The organism is Acinetobacter sp. NIPH 817, assembly GCF_000368405.1.
Classification (GTDB): domain Bacteria; phylum Pseudomonadota; class Gammaproteobacteria; order Pseudomonadales; family Moraxellaceae; genus Acinetobacter.
This window is the reverse complement of sequence record NZ_KB849420.1, coordinates 2,171,512-2,196,778: the sequence shown is the minus strand read 5'-3', so window position 1 is coordinate 2,196,778 and position 25,267 is coordinate 2,171,512. Positions and strand designations below refer to the sequence as shown.

Sequence of the window (25,267 nt, the reverse complement as noted above, 5' to 3'; positions counted from 1 at the left end):
GCTGTCATGAAAAAGTTGATGATGATTGGTTTTGGCGCAATGGCAGCAGAAGTGTATGCGCACTTGCCTCAAGATCTGCAACTCAAATGGATTGTCGTGCCATCTCGCAGTATTGAAAAAGTGCAGTCACAAGTCTCCTCCGAGATTCAGGTGATTTCCGATATTGAGCAATGCGATGGTACGCCAGACTATGTTATTGAGGTGGCAGGTCAAGCAGCAGTGAAAGAGCATGCTCAAAAAGTTTTAGCGAAAGGCTGGACCATTGGTTTGATCTCGGTCGGTACTTTAGCTGATAACGAGTTTCTGGTTCAGCTTAAGCAAACTGCCGAGAAAAATGATGCACATCTGCATTTACTGGCAGGCGCTATTGCAGGTATTGACGGTATTTCTGCAGCCAAAGAAGGTGGCTTGCAAAAAGTCACTTACAAAGGCTGTAAAAGTCCAAAAAGCTGGAAGGGCAGTTATGCAGAGCAATTGGTCGATTTAGACCATGTTTCAGAACCTACGGTCTTTTTTACTGGAACTGCCCGTGAGGCTGCCATGAAATTTCCAGCCAATGCCAACGTTGCAGCAACCATTGCACTTGCAGGACTTGGTATGGATGAAACCATGGTTGAGTTAACTGTTGATCCAACCATCAGCAAAAACAAACACACCATTGTGGCAGAAGGTGGCTTTGGACAAATGACCATTGAACTGGTGGGTGTGCCGTTGCCAAGTAACCCAAAAACATCAACGTTGGCTGCGCTTAGCGTGATTCGTGCTTGTCGCAACAGTGTAGAAGCAATACAGATTTAAGAAGGATTTGATCATGGCAAAGGAAATTTATATTGCAGGTGAATGGCGATTAGGCCGTGGTGCAGTCATTCAGAGCCTGTTTCCGGCAGATCAGTCGGTAAACGCTGAGCTTTCAACAGCAACGCTTGAAGATGTAAATGAAGCAATTGAAAAAGCAGATCAGGCTTGGCGTCAACCGAACTGGAGAAACAGCTTGCCGCATGAGCGCGCACGTATTCTCTACAAAGTTGCAGACATTATTGAAGCGCGTGTCGATGAATTAGCAAAATTACAAACACGCGATAATGGTAAGCCTTTAACCGAAACTCGTGGTTTGGTGATGAGCGCTGCGGCGACTGCACGTTATGTTGCAGCGGCATGTGAAACAATGAATGATGAGCTCACCACTCAGCGTGCTCCAGACTTCATGACCATGAGTGTGCATGAACCTGTAGGCGTAGTAGCAGCCATTACTCCTTGGAACTCTCCAATTGCGAGTGAAGTTCAAAAGCTTGCTCCAGCTTTAGCAGCAGGAAATGCCGTGGTGTTAAAACCAGCTGAAGCGACTTCACTGATTGCTTTAGAACTTGCCAAAATTTTTGAAGAGGCAGGTTTACCAAAAGGGTTGCTGAGTGTGTTGGTTGGTCGTGGTTCTGTGATTGGTGATGCAATTGCTCAACACCCATTGGTTCGTAAAATTTCTTTTACAGGTGGAACAACCACAGGGCGTCATTTGGCACATATTGCCGCTGACAAACTGATTACCACTTCACTTGAGTTGGGTGGAAAGTCACCAACCATCGTTTTACCTGATGCAGATGTCGAACTGGCAGCTAAAGGTGTCGCGTACGGTATTTTTAGCTCGGCAGGCCAAGCGTGTATTGCAGGTTCTCGCTTGTTTATTCATAGCAGTCTTTACGATCAGTTTTTAACACGTTTGGTTGAAATTACCAAAGGTTTACGTGTGGGCCATCCAGAACAGGCGGGTGTGCATTTAGGGCCACTAGTGAATGACAAACATTTGCAGTCGGTTGACCGTTATGTGCAACTTGCCAAAAGCGAAGGTGGTCAGGTTCTGATTGGTGGTGAAGCGCTTACCACTGGTGACTATGCTAAAGGAAGCTATTACTTACCGACCATTATCACGGACTTAAGTAACAGTGCTCAAACTTGTCAGGAAGAAATTTTTGGCCCTGTTTTAGTCGTTATGAAATATGACAATGAGCAAGATTTAATTACCCAAGCCAATGACAGCTGTTTTGGTCTTGCCGCAGGTATTTGGACTGAAAGCTATCGTAAAGCTTGGCGTATTGCACGTGCATTAGAAGTGGGAACGGTATGGATTAATACCTACAAAAAATTCTCGATTAGTGCGCCGTTTGGTGGCTTTAAAGATAGTGGAATCGGGCGCGAAAAAGGCCGTTTGGGCATTTTATCGTACATGCAACAAAAGAGTATTTATATGGGGCTGAATGAACAGCCTAACCCTTGGTGCGATTAATAAATTCAAGGACTGAAAAAACAAATTTTGAGGAACAGACATGACTGAACGTGTAAATGTAGGCGAAGCAATCGCAAGAGTATTAGAAGCGCACCAAGTTGATAGTATTTATGGTGTTATTTCCATCCACAATTTACCTATTGCCGATGCGGTAGGGCGCCGTGAAAAAATGCGCTTTGTTGCAGCCCGTGGTGAGGCTGGCGCAGTCACTATGGCAGATGCACACTCACGCTTTAAAGGCCTAGGTGTAGCGTTGACCAGTACGGGTGCTGGTGCAGGTAATGCAGTAGGTTCACTAATTGAAGCAATGAATGCGGGTAGCCCTGTATTGCATTTAACGGGTCAAGTTGAGCGTGAATATCTCGACCGTGATGCAAGCTTCATTCATGAAACCAAAGACCAACTTACATTCTTGCGCGCATCAAGCAAAGCGGCATTTCGCATTACCAGTCCAGACAATGCTGTTGGTGTGATTCGTGAAGCCATCCGTGTTGCAACGACTGTTCCAATGGGACCTGTCAGTGTCGAGCTACCAATTGATGTGCAGGCAGCAGAAATTGATTTACCACTTAACTTGGGGCCAGTGAAAGCACTTGAATTGCCACAGGCGGAGCAAGCTGAAATTGACTTTCTTGTGAGTGAAATCAAAAAAGCAAAACGCCCGATTTTCTGGATTGGTGGTGGAACTTTAAATAGCGTTGCCGAAGTTAAAGCAATTGCAGATTTAGGTATTCCGGTTGTTTCATCTACGCACGGCCGCGGTGTGTTGGCAGATGATCATCCACGTAGTTTAGGTGCATTCCATAACTCGGCAGGTGTTGAGCAACTATTAAAAGATGCTGACTTAATGGTTGTGGTGGGTTCCCGTTTACGTAGTAATGAAACTAAAACCTATTCGGTTGAATTCCCTGAGAATATTATTCAGGTGGATGCAAACCCAGTGGCTCAGCAACGTAATTACAAAATTCGTAACTTCATTTGTGGCGATGCCAAAGATGTCTTAACACGTGTGTTAGAACAGCTTCAAGGCACTTCAAAAGTTGATGTTGACTACGATGCTGCTGTAGTGGCTGCTAAACAAGCTGCAATTGATGCGCTGCGTAAACAAATCGACCAATACGCTTTGATTTGTGATCACTTGCGTGCAGCTTTACCGCAAGACGGTATTTTTGTACGAGACATTACCATGTCGGGTAGCACATGGGGCAGTCGTTTATTCCCTGTCCAGGCACCAAACCAAAACATCCACTCACTTGCGGGTGCAATTGGTTTAGGTCTTGCAACAGCAATCGGTGCATCGGTAGCTAACCCTGACAAAAAAGTGATTGGTTTGGTCGGCGATGGCGGCTTAATGCTTGGCATTGGTGAGATTGCAACCATGGTGCAAGAAAACACCAACATGGTCCTCATGATTATGAATGATGGTGGTTATGGCGTAATGCGTGGCATTCAAAATAACTACTTTGGGGGTCGTCAATATTTCAATGATTTGCATACACCAGACTACAAACTTCTTGGCGAATCAATGGGTGTGAAGAGCTGGAAAGTCGGTAGTGCAGATGAGTTTAAAACGGTTATTCAAGAGGCTGTCGCTTTTGAAGGGCCAACCGTGATCGAGCTCGATATGAACTCGATTGGGCCATTAAACTTCGCGGGTCCACCGCAAAAGAAACTGTATTAACCAGTTTGGATGGTTTAGTACATATGCGATGGGAGCTGCTAAGCCATCCTTTTTTTAGATAAATTTTTTTATCTAAAAAACAATAAAAACGAAGTTTTACAGGTAAAACAAATAAAGTTCCAGCAGGACGCTGGAACTCAATCAAGGATGTAGAGATGAAAAAGACTTCATTGATCATGGCATTCATTGCACCGCTTACGCTGGGGGTAAGCGTCAATGCATTTGCAAAAGATTCATTACTTGAATGGAAAAGTGATGATGGCACCGACTCGTTAAAGTTAGGTGGGGTGGTTCGGTTAAATCAGCGCTATGAAGATTGGGAAGGGCCAAACCGTGGTTTTGGAAAACTTCATTTTGATATTTTCAGGGTCGATCTCAAAGGAAAGTTTGATGATGCCTATATCAATGCCAGTTATATGGTTCAAGACCAACAGAAAACGTCCATTGAAAAAGCATATGTCGGCTATAACTTAGATGCGAATAACAGCATTGAAGCAGGTCTGGTTTATAAGCCTTTCACGATTTATCCCTATCCACAAAATGGCTGGACCTATCACATTCCATTCTTTTTAGGTTATGGCAATAACATTGCACCGGGGATTAACTGGAATTATCACGACAAAGACTGGGATTTAAAACTTGGTTATTACCCGCAAATGTTAGAGACGAATTTGCGTTATTCACCTGAAAGTGCAACTTATGACGACTTGGCAGGAAATGCATTTCCATCTCAAAAAGCCTATCAAAATGAAAAGCGTAATCAGGTTAACACCCGTATTGTTCGCAAGTTAGAAACTGATTTCGGTAAACAAGAGTTTGGTGTTTCGGGTGCAATTGCCCAGTTGCATAATGATATTACCGATAAAGACGGCAAATATTATGCAGTCGGTTTGCACACCGAAAACAACTACAAACGCTTTAATTTACAAAGCTCGGTCATTCATTATCAATACGATGCTAAAAATCCAGATGGTGTAAATAGTGATATGACTTTAATGGGGGCAAATGGACTTACACCTGCTTATTTCATTGCTTCAGAAGGGACGATTGCCAGTTTAAACCTTGCCTATACGTTGCCTGTCACCAATATGGGTAAGCTAAAATCCATTAAGTTTTATAATGACTATAGTTACCTTGATAAAAAACGTGATGATTGGTCCGACTCGCAAATGAACACCACAGGTATGATGTTTATTGCTTCGCCATTTATGGTTTGGGCAGATTATACCTGGGGTAAAAATTCCAACATCATTGGTGGCTCGACTAACTCAACAGGGTATACCTCTGCAACTTCACCAAATAGTGATAAATGGCTATACCGTATTAACTTTAATATCGGGTTTACTTTCTAAAGTAAGCAGCATTAAAAAAACCACGCAATCGCCGTGGTTTTTTCATAGGTTAAAGCTTTTAATATCTGTTTTTTTCAAACTTATTCCAAAACACAAAGGCAGTCACAAAGGCTAAAATGGTTAGGGCGAAAATATAATACATCGCACCAATATCACTATATTGACTGAGCCAATGCACTAAAGGCAGTGTCATACCACCAACAATCGCATAAGACAAATTATAAGAAAATGAAATGCCCGAGAAGCGCACAGGCGCGGGGAACATTTTGACCATACTGCTCGACACCATGCCGACAGTACCTGAGCATAGACCCAACAACATATATAAACCAAAAATGGTTGAATGGGCGGCATGACCCAAACTGTTATAAAAAACTGCTGCTGTAAGTGCCACGGCAAGCGCACCGAACATCATGACTTTGCCACAGCCAAAACGATCAGCAAAATAACCTGCCAAAATACAGCCGACCATTTGCATGACAATAGCTGCGCTTTGCATTTCAAAAGTCTGTGCACGTTCAAAACCAAATGAACCAATCAGTAGGTTGGGCATGGCTAAAATCACCACCACCACACAGCCTGTTAAAAACCATGTAAATAACATGCCAATCGCAACGGCTGTTTTATGCGTTTTTAATACTTGCTTGACTGGCATTTCTTTAGAAATTTCTTTACGAGCCTGCATAGCTTTAAACACCGGTGTTTCTTTTAAATAGGTCCGTAAATAAAGTGCAACCAGACCAAAAATACCACCTGCAATGAAAGGTATACGCCATGCCCAATCATGGATTTGTCCTTCACTAAAATTCAGTGAAATCCATAGAGACATGAGCGCACCTAGTAAAATTCCTAAAGACAGTCCGGCAGTTAATAAACCATTTGCCAGTCCAATTTTTCTTTCGGGTACATGTTCAGACACAAAGGTCCAAGCAGCTGGAATTTCACCCCCAATCGCAATCCCTTGCACCACACGCATGAGTAATAGAAGTAGCGGTGCCAAATATCCGATATTTTCAAAGGTAGGCAATATCCCGATAAACAGGGTAGGTAGCGCCATCAGCAAAATAGAAAGTGAAAATAGTTTTTTACGTCCGACCAAATCACCAAAATGGGCCATGACAACCCCGCCTAAGGGTCTGAAAAAGTAACCTGCTGCAAAAATGCCGTAAGTGTTGAGCATGGCCCAAAATGGACTAAGCGTGCTGGGGAAAAACAGGTCGGAAATGATTTTGGCGTAAAACACATAAATCACGAAATCGTAAAATTCTAAAGCACCGCCCAATGAAGAAAGAGCAAGGGTTCGTTTATCTTCTTTATTAAGATAGTTCGCATCCTGCAAAGTTAAGTCCTGATCCATTTTTTTACTTAATTGTTGTAATTGAAGCTTGGATATTAATGGAAAAGTGAAGTAAAAGTAAATGGAGGAAATTTGTTCTATGAAGAGGTGTAGATTTTCATCACTTAAATAAAAAAGCTTTAAAACAAAAAACGCATTAGATGAAACAAAAACAGATGTAGGAATGACTTTTCTTTTGAGCTGTTCAGCGACACAATAAAACTCGTCATAGCCAATTTAATGAGAGATTCAAAGAATGAGCGTAGTTTTACCAGTCGCAAAGCGTGGTGAAGATATTTTGAAACTGATTGCGGCTCCTGTCTCGGCAAATGAGTTAAACAGTGATTGGCTTTATCAGTTGGCAGCCGCTATGCAAGCAACCATGCTTGAACGCAATGGGGTGGGGATTGCTGCACCGCAAGTTTATATCTCTAAACGCGTCATTATTGTGGCATCTCGACCAAATCCACGTTATCCCGATGCACCTGAAATGGATGCTGTGGTGATGGTAAATCCTGAAATATTAGAGTTCTCAAACGAAGTGTGTTTAGGGGAAGAAGGTTGTTTAAGTGTGCCTGATGAGCGCGGACAAGTTGAACGTGCAGAAATGGTGAAGATTAAATATTCAACACTTCGGGGTGAAGTTGTTGAAACGATTTTTCATGGTTTTCCTGCTCGTATTGTTCAACATGAGGTCGATCATTTAAATGGAATCTTGTTTGTAGAAAGAATAAGCTAATCTTCAGTTTAAAGTTTTGAAAAACCTATAATGAGCTTGAAATGAATAAGACATAGCAATTACAATACTTATATCGTGATTTTTATTTCACTAAAAAATTATAATTTTAATATTATCAGCAGGTTGTGCTGAAAAAATGATCGAAAGTGTAAATCTCCTCATTTAAGGTTACTGACCATGAAAACCCCTCTCCCAGATTATTTGGCAAATGTGATAGAAGCCTGTGAGGTAGATAATAGCGGACATCTAGCTGACTATATTCCAGAGTTAGCAAATGCAAATCCAGATCGATTAGCTTTGGCCATGTCTACGGTAGATGGCGAAATTTATTCGATTGGAGATGATGATGTTGAATTCACCATTCAATCGATTTCTAAACCGTTCGTATATGCCTATGTTTTACAACAGCTTGGCATTGATGCAGTACTTGCGAAAGTAGGGGTAGAGCCTTCGGGGGAAGCCTTCAATGAAATTTCATTGGGTAAAGACGGACGTCCGAAAAACCCGATGATTAACTCTGGCGCAATTACTGTACATTCCTTGATTCAGGTCAAGCATGGTTTACATAGTGCAGAAATTCTACGCCGTTTTATGAGCGAGCTTGCAGGACGTGAATTAAGTTTTGATGAGTCTGTCTATGATTCGGAAGTCAAAACTGCCTACCGTAATCTTTCGATCGGTTATATGTTGCGAACTGTCGGGATTTTGGAAACTGACCCTGTCGATATTGTGAATGGTTACATTCGTCAATGTGCGATCATGGTTACAGTTAAAGACTTGGTACGTATGGGCAGTGTACTTGCCAATGGCGGGGTCGACCCTAAAACTGGAAAGCGTTTGTTAAACCGATCTGTGGTTAGACAAGTGCTCAGTGTCATGATGAGCTGTGGTATGTATGATGCCGCGGGTGACTGGCTGTCGACTGTAGGTATTCCTGCTAAGAGTGGTGTAGCAGGTGGTATTTTAGGTGTGCTGCCGGGGCAGGTCAGTATTGCTGCTTTTTCTCCTCGTTTAGATGAGCATGGTCACAGTATTCGAGGTATCGATATTTTAGAACGGTTATCTCGTGACATGGGGTTACACCTCATGGAAGGTACACCTTCTGCACAAACGATTGTACAAAGTCATTACCGTACAGGAAAAGATGCTTCATTAAGTGTATATGTGCTTCGCGGTGTATTGAAATTTACTGAAGCTGAAATGTTGTTGCGCATTTTACAAGACGAGACAACTGACCAAAGCACAATCGTCATTGATTTAACCCAGATTTCACTTATCCACGATGTAGGTAAACGTATGTTCTTAGAAGGCGTTGATCGTCTGATTGATGATGGCCATACCCTTGTTTTAGTGGACCCTGAACAACGATTAGATCATGCGAGAACTGGTAAAGATCGTGAGCTTCATGTCTACCACGACTTTGATGATTTGCTCGAAAAGCATGACCTACCTGCAAAAAAAAAGACTTATAGCGACATCGCAGAACTTCTAAACTGCTGAGGTGTTTTTCCTAGATGTCGCTTAAACATCGCACTGAACGCGCTGGGGTTGTTATACCCCAGTGATTCAGAAATTCGAGCAATAGATTCACCATTCGCAATTTTACTTAAGGCAAGTGCAATATGCATTTGTTGGACCCAGGCCCGATAAGACAGCCCCGTTTCTTTTTGAAACATGCGCATTAGGGTTCTAGAACTCGCACCTATATCATCAGCCCAATCTGTTAAGTCTTTTGAATGGTCAGGAGTATGTAATAACTCTTGGCAAATTTTTAATAGTCGTTTGTCTTTCGGCCATGGAATCTGAATAGGCAACAAATTGGCCCGATGGATTTCTTCAAAAATCAAAATTTGTAAAGAACGCGAAAGTTCTTGAGACGTTGCAGTATTTGGCATGTCTTCTCGTTCAATTTCATTTAAGCGAATCAAAAGCTCGTGCAACAGGTTGCTTACTCGAATAATAAAGCAATCTTGCCCCATTAGAGCGGCTGCATTTACTTCAACCAACGCCGTATTTAACTTCACGTGACTCAGTGAAATTACACTGTGTTCAACATTCGCCGGAATCCATAAGGCACACATCGGCGGCACAATCCAGACATTGTTCGGTGTAAACACCTGAATGTTCCCTGTTGATGCATACAGAAACTGCGCACGTGTATGTGTGTGTGTAGGCGTGATTTCTCGGTAAGAATGCTCAGAAGAGAGTCCAATCACAAGTTCAGACAAATCAGACTGAATAAGAGAATCGGACATAAACTACCCTAAAAATTGTCACTTATACAATGATTATTGGAAGATAACTTTATAAGCGACAATTTACAATAAGCATCTTACTTAGAATATTGGAGTTTTTCAGGTATGACGTCTTCAATACAATTGAAAGATGGTATTGCCAATACCGTTGCAAATGATCAGCCTCAAGGAATGATTATTAAAATTGTAGGCGCCGTGGCGGTCGCACATTTACTGAATGATTTGATTCAAGCAGTACTACCCGCTATTTATCCAATGCTAAAAGCAAACTTTTCGCTGAGTTTTGCTCAAGTTGGCCTGATCTCGTTTGTATATCAAATTACAGGTTCACTGCTCCAGCCTTGGATTGGACTTTATACCGATAAACATCCAAAACCATATCTTCTTCCGCTCGGAATGATGGTCACATTCTGCGGGATTATCTTGTTAGCATTTTCACCAAGCTTTACAGTGTTGTTATGTGCATCTGCACTTATTGGAGTAGGCTCTGCAACTTTTCACCCTGAAGCTTCACGGGTGGCACGAATGGCATCGGGTGGGCGCTTCGGTACAGCACAGTCGACTTTTCAGGTAGGCGGAAATACAGGTACTGCCATTGGCCCATTATTAGCAGCGTTATTGATTGTACCGTTTGGGCAGCATGCAGTTGCGGGCTTAGTGATATTTGCACTTTTAGCGATTTGGGTTTTATTTGGCGTAAGCCGCTGGACAGTGAGTCATGCTAAAAATCAGGTGGCTGCGCGTGCAACTCAAGCACAAAGTAAATTGCATGGCCGTAAGCTGATTATTGCCTTAAGCACAATTAGTGTGTTGATGTTTGCCAAATTTACCTACATTGCCAGCATTAGTAACTACTTTACTTTTTATCTTATTCAAAAGTTCCATATCAGCATCCAGACCGCTCAATTGCATTTGTTTGCATTCTTGGCTGCTGTTGCTTTAGGTACATTTGCGGGTGGCCCAATTGGTGATAAAATTGGCCGTAAAGCAGTTATTTGGGTTTCATTTATTGGTATGGCGCCGTTCGCATTAATGATGCCGTATGCAAACTTATTCTGGACCACAGTTTTCTCAATTATTGCAGGCTTGGTGTTGTCATCGGCCTTTGCAGCGATGGTAGTGTATGCACAAGAAGCTGTTCCAGGCCGTGTGGGTATGATTGCCGGTTTAATGTTTGGACTCATGTTCGGGGTAAGTGGTATTGCCGCAGCAGGCTTAGGACATTTAGCCGATATTAACGGCATTGAATGGGTATTTGGTTTATGTTCATTCTTGCCATTACTTGGGTTTGCCACCGCATTTTTACCAAACACAAAAGTTAAATAAATGAAAAGACTCTCAGTCATATTCGGCTGAGAGTCTTTTTAGATAACTATAGTTCCAAGTAAAAAGACTATTTCTGAATACCAAACTTAAATACGGTGACACTGTTATAAGTTTGATTTGGGTTCAAACGTGTAGAAGGGAAAGATGGTTGATTCGGGCTATCTGGAAAATGCTGTGTTTCTAATGCTAACGCATCTGCTTGTCGATAGAGTACGCCATTTGCACCAGCAACATTTCCTAATAAATGATTGGCTGTATACATTTGAACGCTTGGTTCAGTGGTTAAGACTTGCAGTGTCCGTTTAGATTTTGGATCAACCACATGAGCTGCAAGATTTAATTTCCCTTGAGACTTTTGATTAATTACCCAAGTTTGATCATAGCCATATCCATAGGCCAATTGCTGATGATTCGCTCGAATATCTTTCACAATTGCTTTAGGCGTCCGAAAATCAAAAGGCGTACCTGCAACCGAAGCTATTTCACCTGTGGGTAAAGAGTTTTGATCGGTTACCAATACACGGTCTGCATTTAGCTGGACAACATGATCCAGTACGCCATAAGGGTTATTACCAGCTCCTGTTAAGTTGAAATAACTATGGTTGGTAAGATTAACGACTGTAGGTTGATCAGTTTTGGCCTTATATTCAATTTTAAATTCATTTTGATCTGAAAGACTGTAGACCACTTCCACATCTAATTTTCCGGGAAAACCTTGATCTCCATTCGGACTGGTTAACTTAAGAGAAGCTTTAACGGTTTCACCTTTAGAAACGAGGGGCTTAACTTGCCAAACACGTTTATCAAAACCCAGATTCCCGCTATGTAATGAATTCGGGCCATTATTTTTTTCAAGATTATACGTTTTTCCATCTAAGCTAAATTTAGCATTACCAATACGGTTCGCATAACGACCAATTAACCCACCAAAATGAATGCCTTCCTTGGTATCAGTGACTTCATAGCCTTTTAGGTCATCGAAGCCTAAAACAATATTATTTTGTTTACCTTGTGCATCGGGAGTCAAAATCTGGGTAATTACACCACCGAAGCTAATAAAAGAAACCGAGACTCCTTTGTTATTGCTCATGGTGTATAGATCAACTTTTTGACCATCTTGAGTTGTACCATATGGTTTTACGTTTAATGTGGCCGCATTTGTAATTTGTGCAAAGCTATAAAGGGTGAAACTTAAAATTACTAATTTTTTCATGTTTATACTCTATTTTTTAATCTTAGGTTTAGATGTATATAAGATTGATTTTTCGTCTTTTTAAAGAGTTTTTTATTATATATAGTGTTAATGATGATTAGCGCTGTTAACGCTAAGTATTGAATAAGCTGGCACTAATCCTATTAATAAAACTCAATGGTAAGCTATTTTTATGAATCATCCCGACTCGGTTTTAAAATTTTCACTTGGTCTTAATGGCTTATCATTTGACATAGACAACCAGCACATTCAGCTCGAACAGGGCTTGGATTTTGTTGATTCGAACAGTATTCTCCATGGGGTTATTGATGAACTTGCTATTGAAAAGATGATTTATTTCATTGAAGAAATCATCGAGTCAAAACCCCTGAGAAATTTAAATATAAGCGGTGTAGCTGTTACATCTGATGTAGCCATGAAACAACTCAGTCAGTTATTTTTTAGTGCTAAAAAGCAAATCAGCCGTATTGAGCTTGAACATAGATTCAATGATTTTATTGAGCGTTTGAGCTACTACACAAGCCAAGTGTCTCCAGATCAGCTTTATATTTTTACCTACTTTGTATTTGTTCGAGAGATGATGCATCACTTAAGAATTGAGGAAATTCAGATCCTTTAAGAAATCATTTTCTCAATCCGCCAACTCATCATGAATCCAGTTTAAAAACAGCTCAATTTTAGGAATAAATTGATGTGTTCGCGGATACACCAAATGATGAGCAGAAATAGGAATTGATAGCTCATCTGCGAAAACTCTAACCAACTTTCCAGATTCTAAGTAATTTTGAGTGAGTAAATTACTTTCCAAAACAAATCCTAGTCCGTGTGTGGCTGCCTCAAGTGACATATAAGAGCGGTCAAAACTCAAAGTGTAGGGAAACTCAGGAATACTTAGACCCTGATGGGCAAACCATTGTGGCCAAGTAACCAAGGTTGAGCGGGATAAAATCAGTTCTTTTTTTAATAAATCTTGAGGTTTATTTACTGGACTACGTTCAAGTAGTTTGGGGGATGCAAGTACTTCTAGCTTTTCATTACGAATCGTTCTGATTTCTACCCCTGTCCAGTTGGGCAAACCATGACGGATATCAATGTCAATCTTGTCACGGGTAAAGTGCAAATTTTCATATGAACATGACAAGTTGACCTGAATCATTGGGAACTTTTCTTTAAATGATTCAAGGCGTGGCAATAACCAAAGCAAACCAAAACTTGGAGATGAATGAATGTATAAACTGTCTTTCGGGCTTTTATCGGCAGCTTTTTCAGTGGCTAACATCAGGTTATGCAAAATGGTCGTGACATCTTGAAAATAGCGTTCGCCAGAAGGAGTCAGCGTCACACCACGGGCACCACGAATAAATAAACTCTGCCCAATCATTTCTTCAAGCTTAGCAATTTGGTGACTCACTGCTGATGGCGTGAGATTTAAATTCTCGGCTGCCTTGGCAACATTGCCGAAACGGGCGGTTTGTTCAAAAGCCTGTAATGTTTTAATTGAAGGCATCTGATTGAAATTGTTTTCACTGCTATCCATGAAATGATCCGTTTTTATCCCTAAAAGTTATTTAAAAATAGCATAGGCATGAATTTTTTTCATGCCTTGTTGAATTCGAGCTGATTGCTGGTCTTGGTAAAAAAAGAGATTCTAAGTCAGAACTCAGGATATAAAGCGTAAAAGAGGATTGAACATGTTACTACAAGGAAAAGTGGCATTAATTACCGGTGCAGCATCAGAACGTGGAATTGGGCGAGCAACTGCAGAAATCTTTGCACAACAAGGTGCTAAAGTCATTATTGTTGATTTAGATCTTACTCAAAGCCAAAACGCGGCAAAGGCAATTGGTGAAGGACATTTAGGTCTTGCTGCAAATGTTGCAAATGAAGAACAGGTCAAAGCAGCTGTTGAACAAGCACTACAGCACTACGGCAAGATTGATATTTTAATTAACAATGCAGGGATTACTCAGCCAGTTAAAACACTCGATATTCAGCGCAATGACTATGACCGTATTTTAGATGTTAGCCTGCGCGGAACACTGATTATGTCTCAAGCTGTTATTCCATCCATGAAAGCAAATGGTGGTGGAAGCATTGTGTGCTTATCTTCAGTTTCAGCGCAACGCGGCGGTGGTATTTTTGGCGGGCCACATTATAGCGCTGCCAAAGCAGGCGTGTTAGGTCTAGCAAAAGCGATGGCTCGAGAGTTTGGTCCTGACCAAATTCGTGTAAATTCACTTACTCCGGGTCTAATCCATACTGATATTACTGGAGGTTTAATGAATGATGACCGCCGTCACGACATTCTTGCTGGTATTCCACTAGGGCGTTTAGGCAAAGCGCAAGACGTTGCAAATGCAGCATTATTTTTGGCAAGTGATCTGTCAGCTTACTTAACTGGCGTAACACTCGATGTAAATGGTGGCATGCTGATTCATTAATCGCTCGCCATTTAAAAACTAAAAATAGAATGATGGTCACAAGAGGATACTGTGGCCAAATGTAAAGGGATTCGCATGATGGATACAGTATTTTCATCTGAAGTAGATACGGTGGTTCGTAAATCTGCCTATCGAAAAATTGCATTTCGGCTCATGCCATTTTTAATGCTTTGTTATTTTTGTGCCTATTTAGATCGAGTAAATGTGGGTTTTGCCAAGCTCCAGATGATGAGCGATTTACAGTTTAGTGAAGCTGTATATGGGTTAGGCGCAGGGATTTTCTTTATTGGTTATTTTCTTTGTGAAGTACCAAGCAACATCGTACTCCATAAGGTAGGGGCAAGACGTTGGATTGCCCGTATCATGATTACTTGGGGCATTTTGTCAGGTTGTTTTGCCTTTGTTCAAACCGAATGGCAATTTTACACCTTACGTTTTCTGCTCGGTGTTGCTGAAGCTGGTTTGGCTCCGGGCTTGTTGCTTTACCTCACTTATTGGTTCCCGTCTTACCGCCGTGCACGTATGACAGTTCTTTGGTTTATCGCGATTCCAATTTCGGGAATGATTGGTGGGCCACTTTCAGGCTTAATCATGGACCGAATGAGCGGTGTACATGGTTGGTTTGGCTGGCAGTGGATGTTTCTTATTGAAGCCATTCCTACTGTACTTGTTGGCCTATTGGTACTCGCTGTTTTAAAAGATTCAGTTCAAGACGCCAACTGGTTAACCCAAGATGAAAAAAACTTGGTGAAGCAAGAGCTTGCTCAAGATAACCAGCACAAAGAAGGTCATGCGAGCGTTAAAGAGTTTGTCGCAGATAAACGCTTATGGTTACTGGCGGGCATCTATTTTTGTGTAGTGATGGGCCAATACGCTATTACCTTTTGGCTACCAACTCTTATTCGCAACTCAGGCATTAGTGACAACTGGCATATCGGTTTGCTCACCAGCCTGCCTTATATGTGTGCCATTGTGGTAATGATTTTGGCAGGGCGTAGCGGTGATCATTTTCAAGAACGCCGCTGGCACTTAATTATCCCGATGTGTGCAGGCGCTATAGCACTCACATTTGCGACCTTATTCGCTTCAAATCTAACGCTCTCTTTAATTTGCCTTTGCATCGCAGCTTCAGGTGTGCTGACGGCATCTTCTTTATTCTGGATGTTACCGACCAACTTTTTAGGTGGTGTTTCCGCAGCGGCAGGTATTGCCGCAGTTAATAGCTTCGCCAACCTCGCAGGCTTCTGCTCGCCTTATTTAATTGGTTGGATCACCACCAACACTGGTTCAAATGCAATCGGCATGTTCTTAATCACAGCAGTATTAATTTTCGGTGCCAGTCTGGTTCTGCGTGTTCCAGCAAAACTGGTCAATCGTTAATAAGGAAATAGTAAATGACAATGTTAAATGTTGATAAAGCAGGCCAAATTGCCGAGTTGCAACAACGTGCCTACCACATTCGCCAACATGCTTTACGTATGGGGCAAGTACAAGGTCAAGGTTATGTCGGGCAAGCTTTAGGTGCCGCAGATCTACTGGCCGTATCTTATTTCCATGCAATGAAATATCAGCCAGAAAACCCTGAGTGGGAAGGCCGTGACCGTTTTTATCTTTCTATTGGGCACTATGCGATTGCACTTTATGCAGCCTTAATTGAAGCAAAAATTATCCCGCTTGAAGAACTTGAAACTTATGGAGCTGATGACAGTCGTCTACCAATGTCGGGCATGGCTTCATATACACCGGGCATGGAAATTACAGGTGGCTCATTGGGTCATGGTCTTGGAATTGCAGTCGGTGCATGTCTAGGGCTGAAACAGAAAAAGTCGGATGCTTTTGTATATAACTTACTTTCCGATGGAGAGCTAAATGAAGGCTCAACATGGGAAGCTGTAATGTCTGCTTCTCATTGGAAACTAGATAACTTGATTGCGATTATTGATGTGAATAATCAGCAGGCAGATGGGCACTCCAGCGAAATTTTAGCGTTTGAGCCCATTGTAGACCGTTGGCAGTCATTTGGTTGGTACACCCAACGCGTAGATGGCAATGACGTGGAAGCTTTACTTAAGGCATTCGACCAAGCACGAAACCATGAGGGAACATGCCCCCGTGTCATTATTTGTGACACCAAGATGGGTAAGGGCGTGTCGTTCTTGGAAAGCCGTGAAAAAACTCACTTCATTCGTGTTGATGAACATGAATGGGATGACGCTTTAAATATTTTGACCCACTACGGACAGTAAGGAATACACCATGAGCCAGTTAGCCAATCCTCCTAAGAAAAAACTAACCACTTCGGCAATGATTGCTTCTATTGCTGCCGAGGGACAACCGACCAAACCTGCACCATTCGGACATGCACTGAATGCCTTGGCAAACGAGCGTGACGATATTGTGGGGTTGTCAGCAGATTTATCCAAATACACTGACCTACATATTTTTGCTAAAGAAAATCCAGACAAATTTTTCCAAATGGGCATGGCAGAACAACTTTTAATGAGCGCAGCAGCAGGACTCGCTCGTGAAGGATTTGTTCCTTTTGCGACCACCTATGCCGTGTTTGCATCACGCCGTGCCTATGACTTTATTTGTATGGCGATTGCAGAAGATAACCTCAATGTCAAAATTGTGGCAGCACTTCCGGGGTTAACTACGGGCTACGGCCCAAGCCATCAGGCAACGGATGATATTGCGATTTTTCGCGCTATGCCGAACTTGATGGTTATCGATCCATGTGACGCCTTGGAAATCGAACAAGTAATTCCTCAAATTGCCGCTCATAATGGCCCTGTATATATGCGTCTATTGCGTGGGCAGGTTCCATTAGTACTCGATAAATACAATTACCAGTTTAAATTGGGTAAGGCGCAGGTAATTAAACCGGGTAAAGACTTACTCATTATTTCGACTGGCTTATTGACCATGCGTGCGCTTGAGGCAGCGGAAGAGCTTGAAAAAGAGGGCATTGAGGTTTCAGTGTTGCACGTACCTACGATTAAGCCTTTAGATGAACAAACCATTCTGGATGAAGTCGCAAAAGGTGGCCGTCCTGTTTTAACTGCTGAAAATCATTCAGTCATTGGCGGTTTAGGCGAAGCTGTCGGGTCCTTACTCTTAAGAAATGGACAACATCCTCGTTTTGACATGATTGGTTTGCCAGATGCATTTTTAGATGCAGGGGCATTACCAACCTTGCATGATCGATATGGTATTTCAACAGAAGCAGTTAAAGACAAAATTAAGTCACATTTGAAGTAGAAATCTTAACTTTCCAAATTGAAAAGGGCGTGATGGAATTTCCTTCACGCCCTCTTTTTTAAACAGGGTTATTTAATAACTTAAGCAATCGAATCATCTAAATTCGGTCCTAACCAACGCTTCGCTTCATCCAGTGTCCAACCTTTACGTTTTGCATAATCTTCAAGTTGGTCTTGAGAGATTTTACCTACGTTAAAGTATTCACTTTGTGGATGAGAATAATAGAAACCACTTACAGAAGATGGTGGCATCATTGCAAAGTGTTCAGTCAGTTCAGTACCAATTTTGTTGGTAGAGTCTAACCAGTCGAACAACACTGCTTTTTCAGAGTGCTCTGGGCAAGCAGGGTAACCTGGTGCAGGGCGAATACCGACATATTTCTCTTTAATCAGTTCTTCATTGCTGAGCTGTTCATCCGCTTTATAGCCCCAGAACTCTTTACGAATGCGTTCATGCAAATGTTCAGCAAAAGCTTCAGCAAAACGGTCAGCCAATGACTGCACTAAAATTGCAGAGTAGTCATCACCTTTAGCTTTGTACTCATTAGCCAGTTCTTCTGCACCAAAAATCGATACAGTGAATCCGCCCAAGTAGTCTTGTTGCTCACGGTCAGTGCGAATGTAATCTGCCAAAGACAAGTTTGGTTTACCTGTGACTTTGTCAGATTGCTGACGTAAGTGCTCAAAAGTATGCGTAACATTTTGACCGGCTTCATCAAATACACTCACTGTGTCAGCATCTGTGCGCTGAGCAGGGAACATACCAAATACAGCACGTGCATCAAAAAGGTTGTTGTCGATAATATCTTTCAACATTGCTTGAGCTTGGTTGTACAAATCTGTTGCAGCTTCACCAACCACTTCATCTTCTAAAATTTTCGGGAACTTACCTGCCAAGCTCCAAGAAATGAAGAATGGTGTCCAGTCAAAATATTCTACAAGTGTTGCAAGTGGGTAATTTGTTAAGACCTGTGTTCCCAAAAGATTTGGTTTTGCAGGAACATAACTCTCATCAATTTTAAAGCCGTTTTTAATAGACTCTGCATAAGTTAGCTTGGCAGCTTTAGGCTGTTTGTTGGCTAAGCGCTCACGAATTTTGACATATTCAGCACGGTGCTCTTCAATGAATTTTCCACGCATTTCTTTTGAAAGCAGGGTAGTTGCGACACCCACAGCACGTGAAGCATCAGCAACATAAATCACCGCATCGTTTTGGTACTGAGGGTCAATTTTTACTGCTGTATGTGCTTTTGAAGTTGTTGCACCACCAATTAATAAAGGAATGTTAAAGCCTTTACGCTGCATTTCTTTCGCAACAAATACCATTTCATCTAAAGATGGCGTAATCAGACCTGATAACCCGATGATGTCACATTTTTCATCAATTGCAGTTTGCAAGATTTTCTCGCAAGGCACCATCACGCCAAGGTCCACAATGTCGTAACCATTACAGCCCAGTACCACGCCTACAATATTTTTACCAATATCGTGCACGTCGCCCTTAACCGTTGCCATCAGGACTTTACCTTTAGATTGGCTACCTGTTTTTTCAGCTTCAATGTACGGGTTGAGCCAAGCCACAGCTTGCTTCATTACACGTGCAGATTTCACAACCTGTGGTAAGAACATTTTGCCTGAACCGAACAAGTCACCAACAACGTTCATACCGTCCATCAAAGCGCCTTCGATTACATCTAAAGGTCGTTTAGCTTTTAGACGGGCTTCTTCTGTATCTTCGTCAATGTAGGTGGTAATACCTTTAACCAATGCATATTCAAGACGTTTTTCTACAGGTTCGTTACGCCATTCAAGGTTTTCTGCTTCGCGTTGAGCACCACTATGACCACGGAACTTTTCAGCCACTTCAAGTAGTTTTTCAGTAGCAAGTTGACCAGATTCACCGTGGTTCTGGTTTAAAACAACATCTTCAACTGCATCTTTGAGTTCTTTTGGAATATCGTCATAAATGGCCATTTGACCGGCATTTACAATCCCCATGGTCATGCCTTGTTTGATGGCATGGTACAAGAACACAGAGTGAATCGCTTCACGAACAGGCTCATTTCCACGGAATGAGAACGAAACGTTCGATACACCACCAGAAATCATGGCATGAGGTAAGTTCTGTTTAATCCAACCTGTGGCTTCAATAAAATCGACGCCATAGTTATTGTGTTCTTCAATACCAGTTGCCACCGCAAACACGTTCGGGTCAAAAATAATATCTTCAGCGGGGAAGCCTACATCGTTAACCAAAACGTCATAAGAACGTTTACAGATTTCGCGTTTACGCTCAGCAGTGTCGGCCTGACCTGTTTCGTCAAAGGCCATCACAATAATCGCAGCACCATATTGGCGACACAGGCGAGCTTTTTCGACAAACTCGTCATAACCTTCTTTTAACGAAATCGAGTTAACAACAGGTTTACCTTGTACACATTTTAAGCCTGCTTCAATGATTTCCCATTTCGATGAGTCAATCATGATAGGCACACGTGAAATATCTGGCTCAGAGGCTACAAGGTTTAAGAAGTGTACCATCGCATTTTGCGAATCGAGCATCCCTTCATCCATGTTAATGTCGATAATCTGAGCGCCAGCTTCCACTTGTTGCTGTGCAACTTCCAAAGCTTCTGCAAAGTTTTCTTCACGAATTAAGCGTAAGAATTTTTTTGAACCAGTAACGTTAGTACGTTCACCCACGTTAACGAACAATGAGTCATCATAAATATTAAATGGTTCTAAACCACTTAAGCGGCAAGCTGGCTTAGTTTCAGGAATTTGACGTGGTGCAATGTCTTTTACAGCATTGGCAATAGCACGAATATGGTCTGGTGTCGTACCACAGCAACCGCCGGTAATATTGATCAAACCACTTTCTGCAAATTCTTTTAAGAAGGCCGCAGTTTGTTCAGGTGTTTCATCATATTCACCAAATGCGTTTGGTAAGCCAGCATTTGGATGAGCAGAAATAAAAGTATCAGCAACATCAGACACGGTTTTAACGTGAGGACGCATAGCATCTGCACCAAGTGCACAGTTAAAACCAATTGAAAGTAAGTCACCATGGCGTACAGAGTTCCAGAACGCTTCGGCAGTTTGACCTGTTAAGGTACGGCCTGAGGCATCGGTAATGGTCCCTGAAATCATGAGTGGTAATTCATGACCAATTTGTTTAAAGACTTCTTTCACCGCAAAAATTGCAGCTTTACAGTTTAATGTATCAAAAACGGTTTCAATCAGAATGATATCTGCACCGCCTTCAATCAGCGCATGAGTTGCCTCAATATAGTTTTCTTTTAGTTCATCAAAAGTAATGTTACGAAAAGCAGGGTCATTTACATTCGGTGAAATTGAACAGGTACGCGATGTTGGACCGAGTACACCTGCCACAAAACGCGGTTTATCAGGAGTTGAATATTTTTCACAAGCTGCTTTAGCTAAACGTGCTGCTTCAAGGTTAATCTCTGGAACAAGATCTTCCATGTGGTAGTCAGACATGGAAACACGTGTGCCGTTAAAGCTGTTTGTTTCAATAATGTCTGCGCCTGCATCAAGATAAGCTTCATGAATACCTTGAATGATTTCGGGTTGAGTCAGCACAAGAAGGTCATTGTTACCTTTTAGGTCATGTGCCCAATCCGCAAAACGCTCACCACGGTAGTCGGCTTCTTCTAGTTTATGGCGTTGAATCATGGTACCCATCGCACCATCAATAATCAGAATGCGTTTGGCAAGAAGCGCTTTTAGGGTGGCAAGCGTGGACATATAAAACCCCGATATTGTACAAATTTAAAAATGCCGCGCTATTGTAACAGAATAGTTGCGCATTTGATGAGCTATAACGACCCGTCATTCACTTGTAATAGATTCATTAAAAAACGGCTTTTATGACAAATGAAGACTGTTTTTTCATCAAATATTCATAAAATGATCATGATATTGAAATATTTCATCTCCAATATTCCGTTTTATGACAATTGTTCTGTTTAAAAAACAAGCATTCGAGTGATTTTTTATATATTTTTGCTTTAAAAATAGTCATAAATAAGGAAGATGTAAATTGATTTAAATTATTGTATTTTAATAAAAAAATAAATTTTATAGAGGAAAGGTGCATCAAATGAGGTCAAAATATGAAAAATTGACTTCATCAGGCGCTGCTTTGTCATATAATTGTCATAATTTAATTTAAGAATACAGAGGATTTTTTTATCCTCTTACCGTCTGCATGAATTCTAATCTACCCCCTGTTTCGGATTCAAAACTTGCGGCAAACCTGCAAGTCAAATCGACGAATGTGCATGTCCCGACACCTAAGTTTTTTATGCCGGTGTTTCTGACGATTATTGTTGCAACACTTATTTATATTGGATTTCAGGTGAGTGCTGATTTAGCACATGTACCACCTTTGAGTCTTTATTCGGTTATCCTTTTATCTACTGCACTCTTGATTGCTTTAGGCTTTGAGTTTGTAAATGGCTTCCACGATACTGCAAATGCAGTAGCAACAGTGATTTACACCAATGCTTTACCTGCACCAGTTGCAGTCATGTGGGCAGGTTTTTGTAATTTTCTTGGGGTAATGGTTGCAAGCGGCGCAGTCGCTTACGGCATTATTGCATTGTTGCCTGTTGAACTGATTATGAACATGGGTAGCGGTGCAGGTTTCGCAATGGTTTTTGCGCTCCTTATTGCTGCAATTCTCTGGAACTTAGGTACTTGGTTCTTGGGTATTCCTGCTTCTAGTTCTCATACCTTGATTGGTTCAATCTTGGGTGTGGGCATTATGAACCATCTGTTGAGTGCATCGACTGGCGTAACCACCAGTGGTGTTGATATGGATCAGGTGATTAAAGTCGGTAAGGCATTATTATTTTCGCCTTTAATTGGTTTTGCTTTTGCAGCGATTGTTTTCTTGTTGGTTAAAACTGTTTTTAAACGCCAATTAGAATTATTCCAACCGCCAGAAGGTAATAAACCACCACCAGCAATCATTCGTGCAATTTTAATCTTTACCTGTACAGGTGTAAGTTTTGCACATGGTTCTAATGACGGTCAAAAAGGTATGGGTCTCATCATGCTGATTTTGGTTGGTCTGGTGCCGTTGGCTTATTCATTAAATAAAAACCTTGATACACAACAAGTTCAATCATTCCATCAGCTTTCTTCTCAAACTGCCGTATTTTTGAATCAAAATCAGCCAGAATTAACCGATGAAAAAGCGCGTGTTATTCTGACTAAATATATTCAAACTAAAGAGCAAACTCCAGAAGTAGTGCCTGCATTGGCAAGCATGACTGACCACTTGGGTGAGCGAGTTTCTAGCTATAACAACTTAAAAGACATTCCAGAAGCTGCAATTAGCGAAATTCGTAATGACATGTATTTAAGTACAACCTCGTTTAAGCGTTTGGATAAAGCGAATGCATTACCAAAAATGGATCAGTCACAAGAAAAACTTGTGAAAGAATACCGTAGTAGCTTAGATTCATTCTTACAATACATTCCAACTTGGGTGAAAGTAGCAGTTGCTTTGGCACTTGGCTTAGGCACCATGGTAGGTTGGAAACGTATTGTTGTGACTGTAGGTGAGCGTATTGGTAAGCATCATATGACTTATGGTCAGGGGATGTCTGCTGAGCTTGTAGCAATGAGTACAATTGCTGCTGCTGATGGTTTAGGTATGCCTGTTTCAACAACACACGTTTTAAATAGTGCTGTTGCAGGTACCATGGTCGCGAATAGATCAGGCTTAAACTTCAATACAGTTAAAACAATTTTATCTGCATGGGTATTTACACTTCCTGCAACAATCTGTTTATCAGGCGGTTTGTACTGGTTATTCTTACAGTTTGTATAAAAGCATTTAAAACATTAAAGCCACTGTACACAGTGGCTTTTTTATTTGTTTCTTTTTTAAGTTCAGTCTATTTTCATGTACATTCAATTATAAATTAACAAGTCGTTATATAGCATCAAGCAGCTTTAAAAGCTGGGCTTAAAACTTTGAGATCAGGATAGATTATGGATGCGGTTCAAATAGATCAGCTAAAACAGCAATTTCCACTTATTGAGACACTGCAAACCTATCAAGAGATATTTTGGTTTACACCTCATCGCTATCCTTTAATAGAAGCTTTAGAAAAAGTTGGACTCACAGCCGAGGACGTAAGTGACGCGGAAGCAAGACTAGCGCGTTTTGCGCCTTATTTAGCAAAAGTGTTTCCTGAAACTCAAGCACAACATGGAAAAATTGAATCAGATATCGTTGAAATTCCGAAAATGCAGCAAGCACTTTCTTCAACACAAAAAGTGCAACTGAGTGGAGCATTCTGGCTAAAAAAAGATAGTCATTTACCTATTTCTGGTTCAATTAAAGCGCGTGGTGGTATTTATGAAGTCTTGGCTCACGCTGAAAAATTGGCGATTGAGGCAGGGCTTCTCAAGTTTGAAGACGATTACACTAAACTCGACCAAGACGCATTTCGAACGTTTTTTTCTAAGTATCAAATTGCAGTAGGTTCTACAGGCAACCTTGGGCTTTCTATCGGCATTATGAGCGCCAAACTGGGTTTTAGAGTCACAGTCCATATGTCTGCCGATGCGAGACAGTGGAAGAAAGACAAACTACGTTCACTAGGCGTCAATGTTGTGGAATATGCCAGTGACTATGGCGTAGCGGTTGAAGAGGGAAGAAAAGCCGCAGAGCAAGACCCACACTGTTTTTTCATTGATGATGAAAACTCAAAAACATTATTTTTAGGCTATGCAGTTGCAGGAATACGCCTAAAACAGCAATTTAAGCAAAAACAGATTAAAGTTGATGCTGAGCATCCATTATTTGTTTATTTGCCCTGTGGCGTCGGTGGTGGCCCAGGTGGCGTGAGTTTTGGGTTGAAACTGGCTTTTGGTGAGAATGTACATTGTATTTTTGCTGAACCAACCCATTCGCCTTGCATGTTACTTGGTGTGCACACAGGCTTGCATGATCAGATTTCAGTAAATGACATTGGCATTGATAACGTTACCGCCGCAGATGGACTTGCAGTAGGGCGTGCTTCAGGTTTTGTTGGGCGTGCTATGCAACAGCTAATTGATGGCTATTACACCATTCACGATGAACGTTTGTATGAACTCATAGCACTTCTAAATCAAACTGAAAATATTCAGCTTGAGCCTTCAGCAGTGGCAGGAATGATGGGTCCATATTATGTTCAGACGAGTCCTGATTATTTGGCTTTACATCAACTATCAGCTGATAAATTAAAACAGGCAAATCATGTGATATGGGCGACAGGAGGCGGTATGGTGCCACCTGATGAAATGCAAAAATATCTATCATATTTTCAAAATAAATAGATAAACTCAGAAAAAAGCCCAATT

At 41.5% G+C, this 25,267-nt stretch carries 19 protein-coding genes; 14 read left to right on the top strand and 5 right to left on the bottom strand.

Annotation, left to right across the window (positions count from 1 at the left end):
• Positions 1–6: 6 nt before the first annotated feature.
• The 4 genes from F968_RS14010 to F968_RS13995 all read left to right on the top strand — a co-directional run bounded on the left by F968_RS14010 (position 7) and on the right by F968_RS13995 (position 5,311).
• Positions 7–798 (top strand): aspartate dehydrogenase, encoded by a 792-nt coding sequence (locus F968_RS14010; protein WP_004794023.1) that lies wholly within the window; start codon positions 7–9, stop codon positions 796–798.
• A gap of 13 nt (positions 799–811) precedes the next feature.
• Positions 812–2,278, top strand: a complete 1,467-nt coding sequence (locus F968_RS14005; protein WP_004794021.1) for an aldehyde dehydrogenase — start codon at positions 812–814, stop codon at positions 2,276–2,278.
• Between the two features lie 40 nt (positions 2,279–2,318).
• Positions 2,319–3,959, top strand: coding sequence for a thiamine pyrophosphate-binding protein (locus F968_RS14000; RefSeq protein ID WP_004794020.1), 1,641 nt, complete (start codon positions 2,319–2,321; stop codon positions 3,957–3,959).
• Between the two features lie 155 nt (positions 3,960–4,114).
• Entirely contained in the window at positions 4,115–5,311 is a 1,197-nt protein-coding gene (locus F968_RS13995) for a hypothetical protein (RefSeq protein ID WP_004794018.1), read from the top strand.
• Between the two features lie 58 nt (positions 5,312–5,369).
• On the opposite strand, the gene F968_RS13990 is transcribed toward F968_RS13995, so the two are convergent.
• On the bottom strand, positions 5,370–6,668 hold the full coding sequence (locus F968_RS13990; protein WP_004794017.1) for an MFS transporter: 1,299 nt from the start codon (positions 6,666–6,668) through the stop codon (positions 5,370–5,372).
• 235 nt (positions 6,669–6,903) lie between these two features.
• On the opposite strand from F968_RS13990, the gene def reads away from it, so the two are divergent.
• Positions 6,904–7,386: a peptide deformylase gene (def, locus tag F968_RS13985; RefSeq protein WP_004794016.1), complete on the top strand. Its 483-nt coding sequence runs from the start codon at positions 6,904–6,906 to the stop codon at positions 7,384–7,386.
• A gap of 177 nt (positions 7,387–7,563) precedes the next feature.
• Positions 7,564–8,886 carry a glutaminase gene (locus F968_RS13980; RefSeq protein WP_004703144.1) on the top strand — a complete coding sequence of 441 codons (1,323 nt, stop codon included), beginning with the start codon at positions 7,564–7,566 and terminating at the stop codon, positions 8,884–8,886.
• Here the strand turns inward: F968_RS13980 and F968_RS13975 are convergent.
• Positions 8,853–9,641, bottom strand: coding sequence for an AraC family transcriptional regulator (locus F968_RS13975; protein WP_004794015.1), 789 nt, complete (start codon positions 9,639–9,641; stop codon positions 8,853–8,855). The two genes, F968_RS13980 and F968_RS13975, sit on opposite strands and share 34 nt — an antisense overlap.
• 105 nt (positions 9,642–9,746) lie before the next feature.
• Here F968_RS13975 and F968_RS13970 point away from each other — a divergent pair, with 105 nt between their 5' ends.
• A complete protein-coding gene (locus F968_RS13970) occupies positions 9,747–10,967 on the top strand; it encodes an MFS transporter (RefSeq protein WP_004794014.1) in 1,221 nt (406 codons plus the stop codon).
• Positions 10,968–11,034: 67 nt separating this feature from the next.
• On the opposite strand, the gene F968_RS13965 is transcribed toward F968_RS13970, so the two are convergent.
• Positions 11,035–12,180 carry an aldose epimerase family protein gene (locus F968_RS13965; protein ID WP_004794013.1) on the bottom strand — a complete coding sequence of 382 codons (1,146 nt, stop codon included), beginning with the start codon at positions 12,178–12,180 and terminating at the stop codon, positions 11,035–11,037.
• Between the two features lie 172 nt (positions 12,181–12,352).
• On the opposite strand from F968_RS13965, the gene F968_RS13960 reads away from it, so the two are divergent.
• Entirely contained in the window at positions 12,353–12,799 is a 447-nt protein-coding gene (locus F968_RS13960) for a hypothetical protein (protein WP_004794012.1), read from the top strand.
• 12 nt (positions 12,800–12,811) lie between these two features.
• On the opposite strand, the gene F968_RS13955 is transcribed toward F968_RS13960, so the two are convergent.
• Positions 12,812–13,687 carry a LysR substrate-binding domain-containing protein gene (locus tag F968_RS13955; RefSeq protein WP_081399678.1) on the bottom strand — a complete coding sequence of 292 codons (876 nt, stop codon included), beginning with the start codon at positions 13,685–13,687 and terminating at the stop codon, positions 12,812–12,814.
• Positions 13,688–13,871: 184 nt separating this feature from the next.
• On the opposite strand from F968_RS13955, the gene F968_RS13950 reads away from it, so the two are divergent.
• The 4 genes from F968_RS13950 to F968_RS13935 all read left to right on the top strand — a co-directional run bounded on the left by F968_RS13950 (position 13,872) and on the right by F968_RS13935 (position 17,882).
• On the top strand, positions 13,872–14,621 hold the full coding sequence (locus F968_RS13950) for an SDR family NAD(P)-dependent oxidoreductase (RefSeq protein WP_004794009.1): 750 nt from the start codon (positions 13,872–13,874) through the stop codon (positions 14,619–14,621).
• 78 nt (positions 14,622–14,699) lie between these two features.
• Complete coding sequence (locus F968_RS13945; protein ID WP_034596344.1) at positions 14,700–16,001, top strand: MFS transporter; 1,302 nt, start codon at positions 14,700–14,702, stop codon at positions 15,999–16,001.
• Positions 16,002–16,021: 20 nt separating this feature from the next.
• Positions 16,022–16,867: a transketolase gene (locus tag F968_RS13940; protein WP_079748303.1), complete on the top strand. Its 846-nt coding sequence runs from the start codon at positions 16,022–16,024 to the stop codon at positions 16,865–16,867.
• A 10-nt stretch (positions 16,868–16,877) separates the two neighbouring features.
• Positions 16,878–17,882 carry a transketolase family protein gene (locus F968_RS13935; RefSeq protein WP_004794006.1) on the top strand — a complete coding sequence of 335 codons (1,005 nt, stop codon included), beginning with the start codon at positions 16,878–16,880 and terminating at the stop codon, positions 17,880–17,882.
• A gap of 80 nt (positions 17,883–17,962) precedes the next feature.
• On the opposite strand, the gene metH is transcribed toward F968_RS13935, so the two are convergent.
• Complete coding sequence (gene metH, locus F968_RS13930) at positions 17,963–21,649, bottom strand: methionine synthase (protein WP_004794005.1); 3,687 nt, start codon at positions 21,647–21,649, stop codon at positions 17,963–17,965.
• A 463-nt stretch (positions 21,650–22,112) separates the two neighbouring features.
• Between metH and F968_RS13925 the strand changes: the two genes are divergently transcribed.
• Together F968_RS13925 and F968_RS13920 are read left to right on the top strand one after the other, a co-directional pair.
• On the top strand, positions 22,113–23,744 hold the full coding sequence (locus tag F968_RS13925) for an inorganic phosphate transporter (RefSeq protein ID WP_004794004.1): 1,632 nt from the start codon (positions 22,113–22,115) through the stop codon (positions 23,742–23,744).
• Positions 23,745–23,908: 164 nt separating this feature from the next.
• Positions 23,909–25,243 (top strand): D-serine ammonia-lyase, encoded by a 1,335-nt coding sequence (locus tag F968_RS13920; RefSeq protein WP_004794002.1) that lies wholly within the window; start codon positions 23,909–23,911, stop codon positions 25,241–25,243.
• Positions 25,244–25,267 lie beyond the last annotated feature (24 nt).

Excerpts from the sequence above, each read along its gene's own strand:
- F968_RS14010 (WP_004794023.1), top strand. The coding sequence starts at position 7 with ATGAAAAAGTTGATGATGATTGGTTTTGGCGCAATGGCAGCAGAAGTG.
- F968_RS14005 (WP_004794021.1), top strand. The coding sequence starts at position 812 with ATGGCAAAGGAAATTTATATTGCAGGTGAATGGCGATTAGGCCGTGGT.
- F968_RS14000 (WP_004794020.1), top strand. The coding sequence starts at position 2,319 with ATGACTGAACGTGTAAATGTAGGCGAAGCAATCGCAAGAGTATTAGAA.
- F968_RS13995 (WP_004794018.1), top strand. The coding sequence starts at position 4,115 with ATGAAAAAGACTTCATTGATCATGGCATTCATTGCACCGCTTACGCTG.
- F968_RS13990 (WP_004794017.1), bottom strand. The coding sequence starts at position 6,668 with ATGGATCAGGACTTAACTTTGCAGGATGCGAACTATCTTAATAAAGAA.
- def (WP_004794016.1), top strand. The coding sequence starts at position 6,904 with ATGAGCGTAGTTTTACCAGTCGCAAAGCGTGGTGAAGATATTTTGAAA.
- F968_RS13980 (WP_004703144.1), top strand. The coding sequence starts at position 7,564 with ATGAAAACCCCTCTCCCAGATTATTTGGCAAATGTGATAGAAGCCTGT.
- F968_RS13975 (WP_004794015.1), bottom strand. The coding sequence starts at position 9,641 with ATGTCCGATTCTCTTATTCAGTCTGATTTGTCTGAACTTGTGATTGGA.
- F968_RS13970 (WP_004794014.1), top strand. The coding sequence starts at position 9,747 with ATGACGTCTTCAATACAATTGAAAGATGGTATTGCCAATACCGTTGCA.
- F968_RS13965 (WP_004794013.1), bottom strand. The coding sequence starts at position 12,180 with ATGAAAAAATTAGTAATTTTAAGTTTCACCCTTTATAGCTTTGCACAA.
- F968_RS13960 (WP_004794012.1), top strand. The coding sequence starts at position 12,353 with ATGAATCATCCCGACTCGGTTTTAAAATTTTCACTTGGTCTTAATGGC.
- F968_RS13955 (WP_081399678.1), bottom strand. The coding sequence starts at position 13,687 with ATGCCTTCAATTAAAACATTACAGGCTTTTGAACAAACCGCCCGTTTC.
- F968_RS13950 (WP_004794009.1), top strand. The coding sequence starts at position 13,872 with ATGTTACTACAAGGAAAAGTGGCATTAATTACCGGTGCAGCATCAGAA.
- F968_RS13945 (WP_034596344.1), top strand. The coding sequence starts at position 14,700 with ATGGATACAGTATTTTCATCTGAAGTAGATACGGTGGTTCGTAAATCT.
- F968_RS13940 (WP_079748303.1), top strand. The coding sequence starts at position 16,022 with ATGTTAAATGTTGATAAAGCAGGCCAAATTGCCGAGTTGCAACAACGT.
- F968_RS13935 (WP_004794006.1), top strand. The coding sequence starts at position 16,878 with ATGAGCCAGTTAGCCAATCCTCCTAAGAAAAAACTAACCACTTCGGCA.
- metH (WP_004794005.1), bottom strand. The coding sequence starts at position 21,649 with ATGTCCACGCTTGCCACCCTAAAAGCGCTTCTTGCCAAACGCATTCTG.
- F968_RS13925 (WP_004794004.1), top strand. The coding sequence starts at position 22,113 with ATGAATTCTAATCTACCCCCTGTTTCGGATTCAAAACTTGCGGCAAAC.
- F968_RS13920 (WP_004794002.1), top strand. The coding sequence starts at position 23,909 with ATGGATGCGGTTCAAATAGATCAGCTAAAACAGCAATTTCCACTTATT.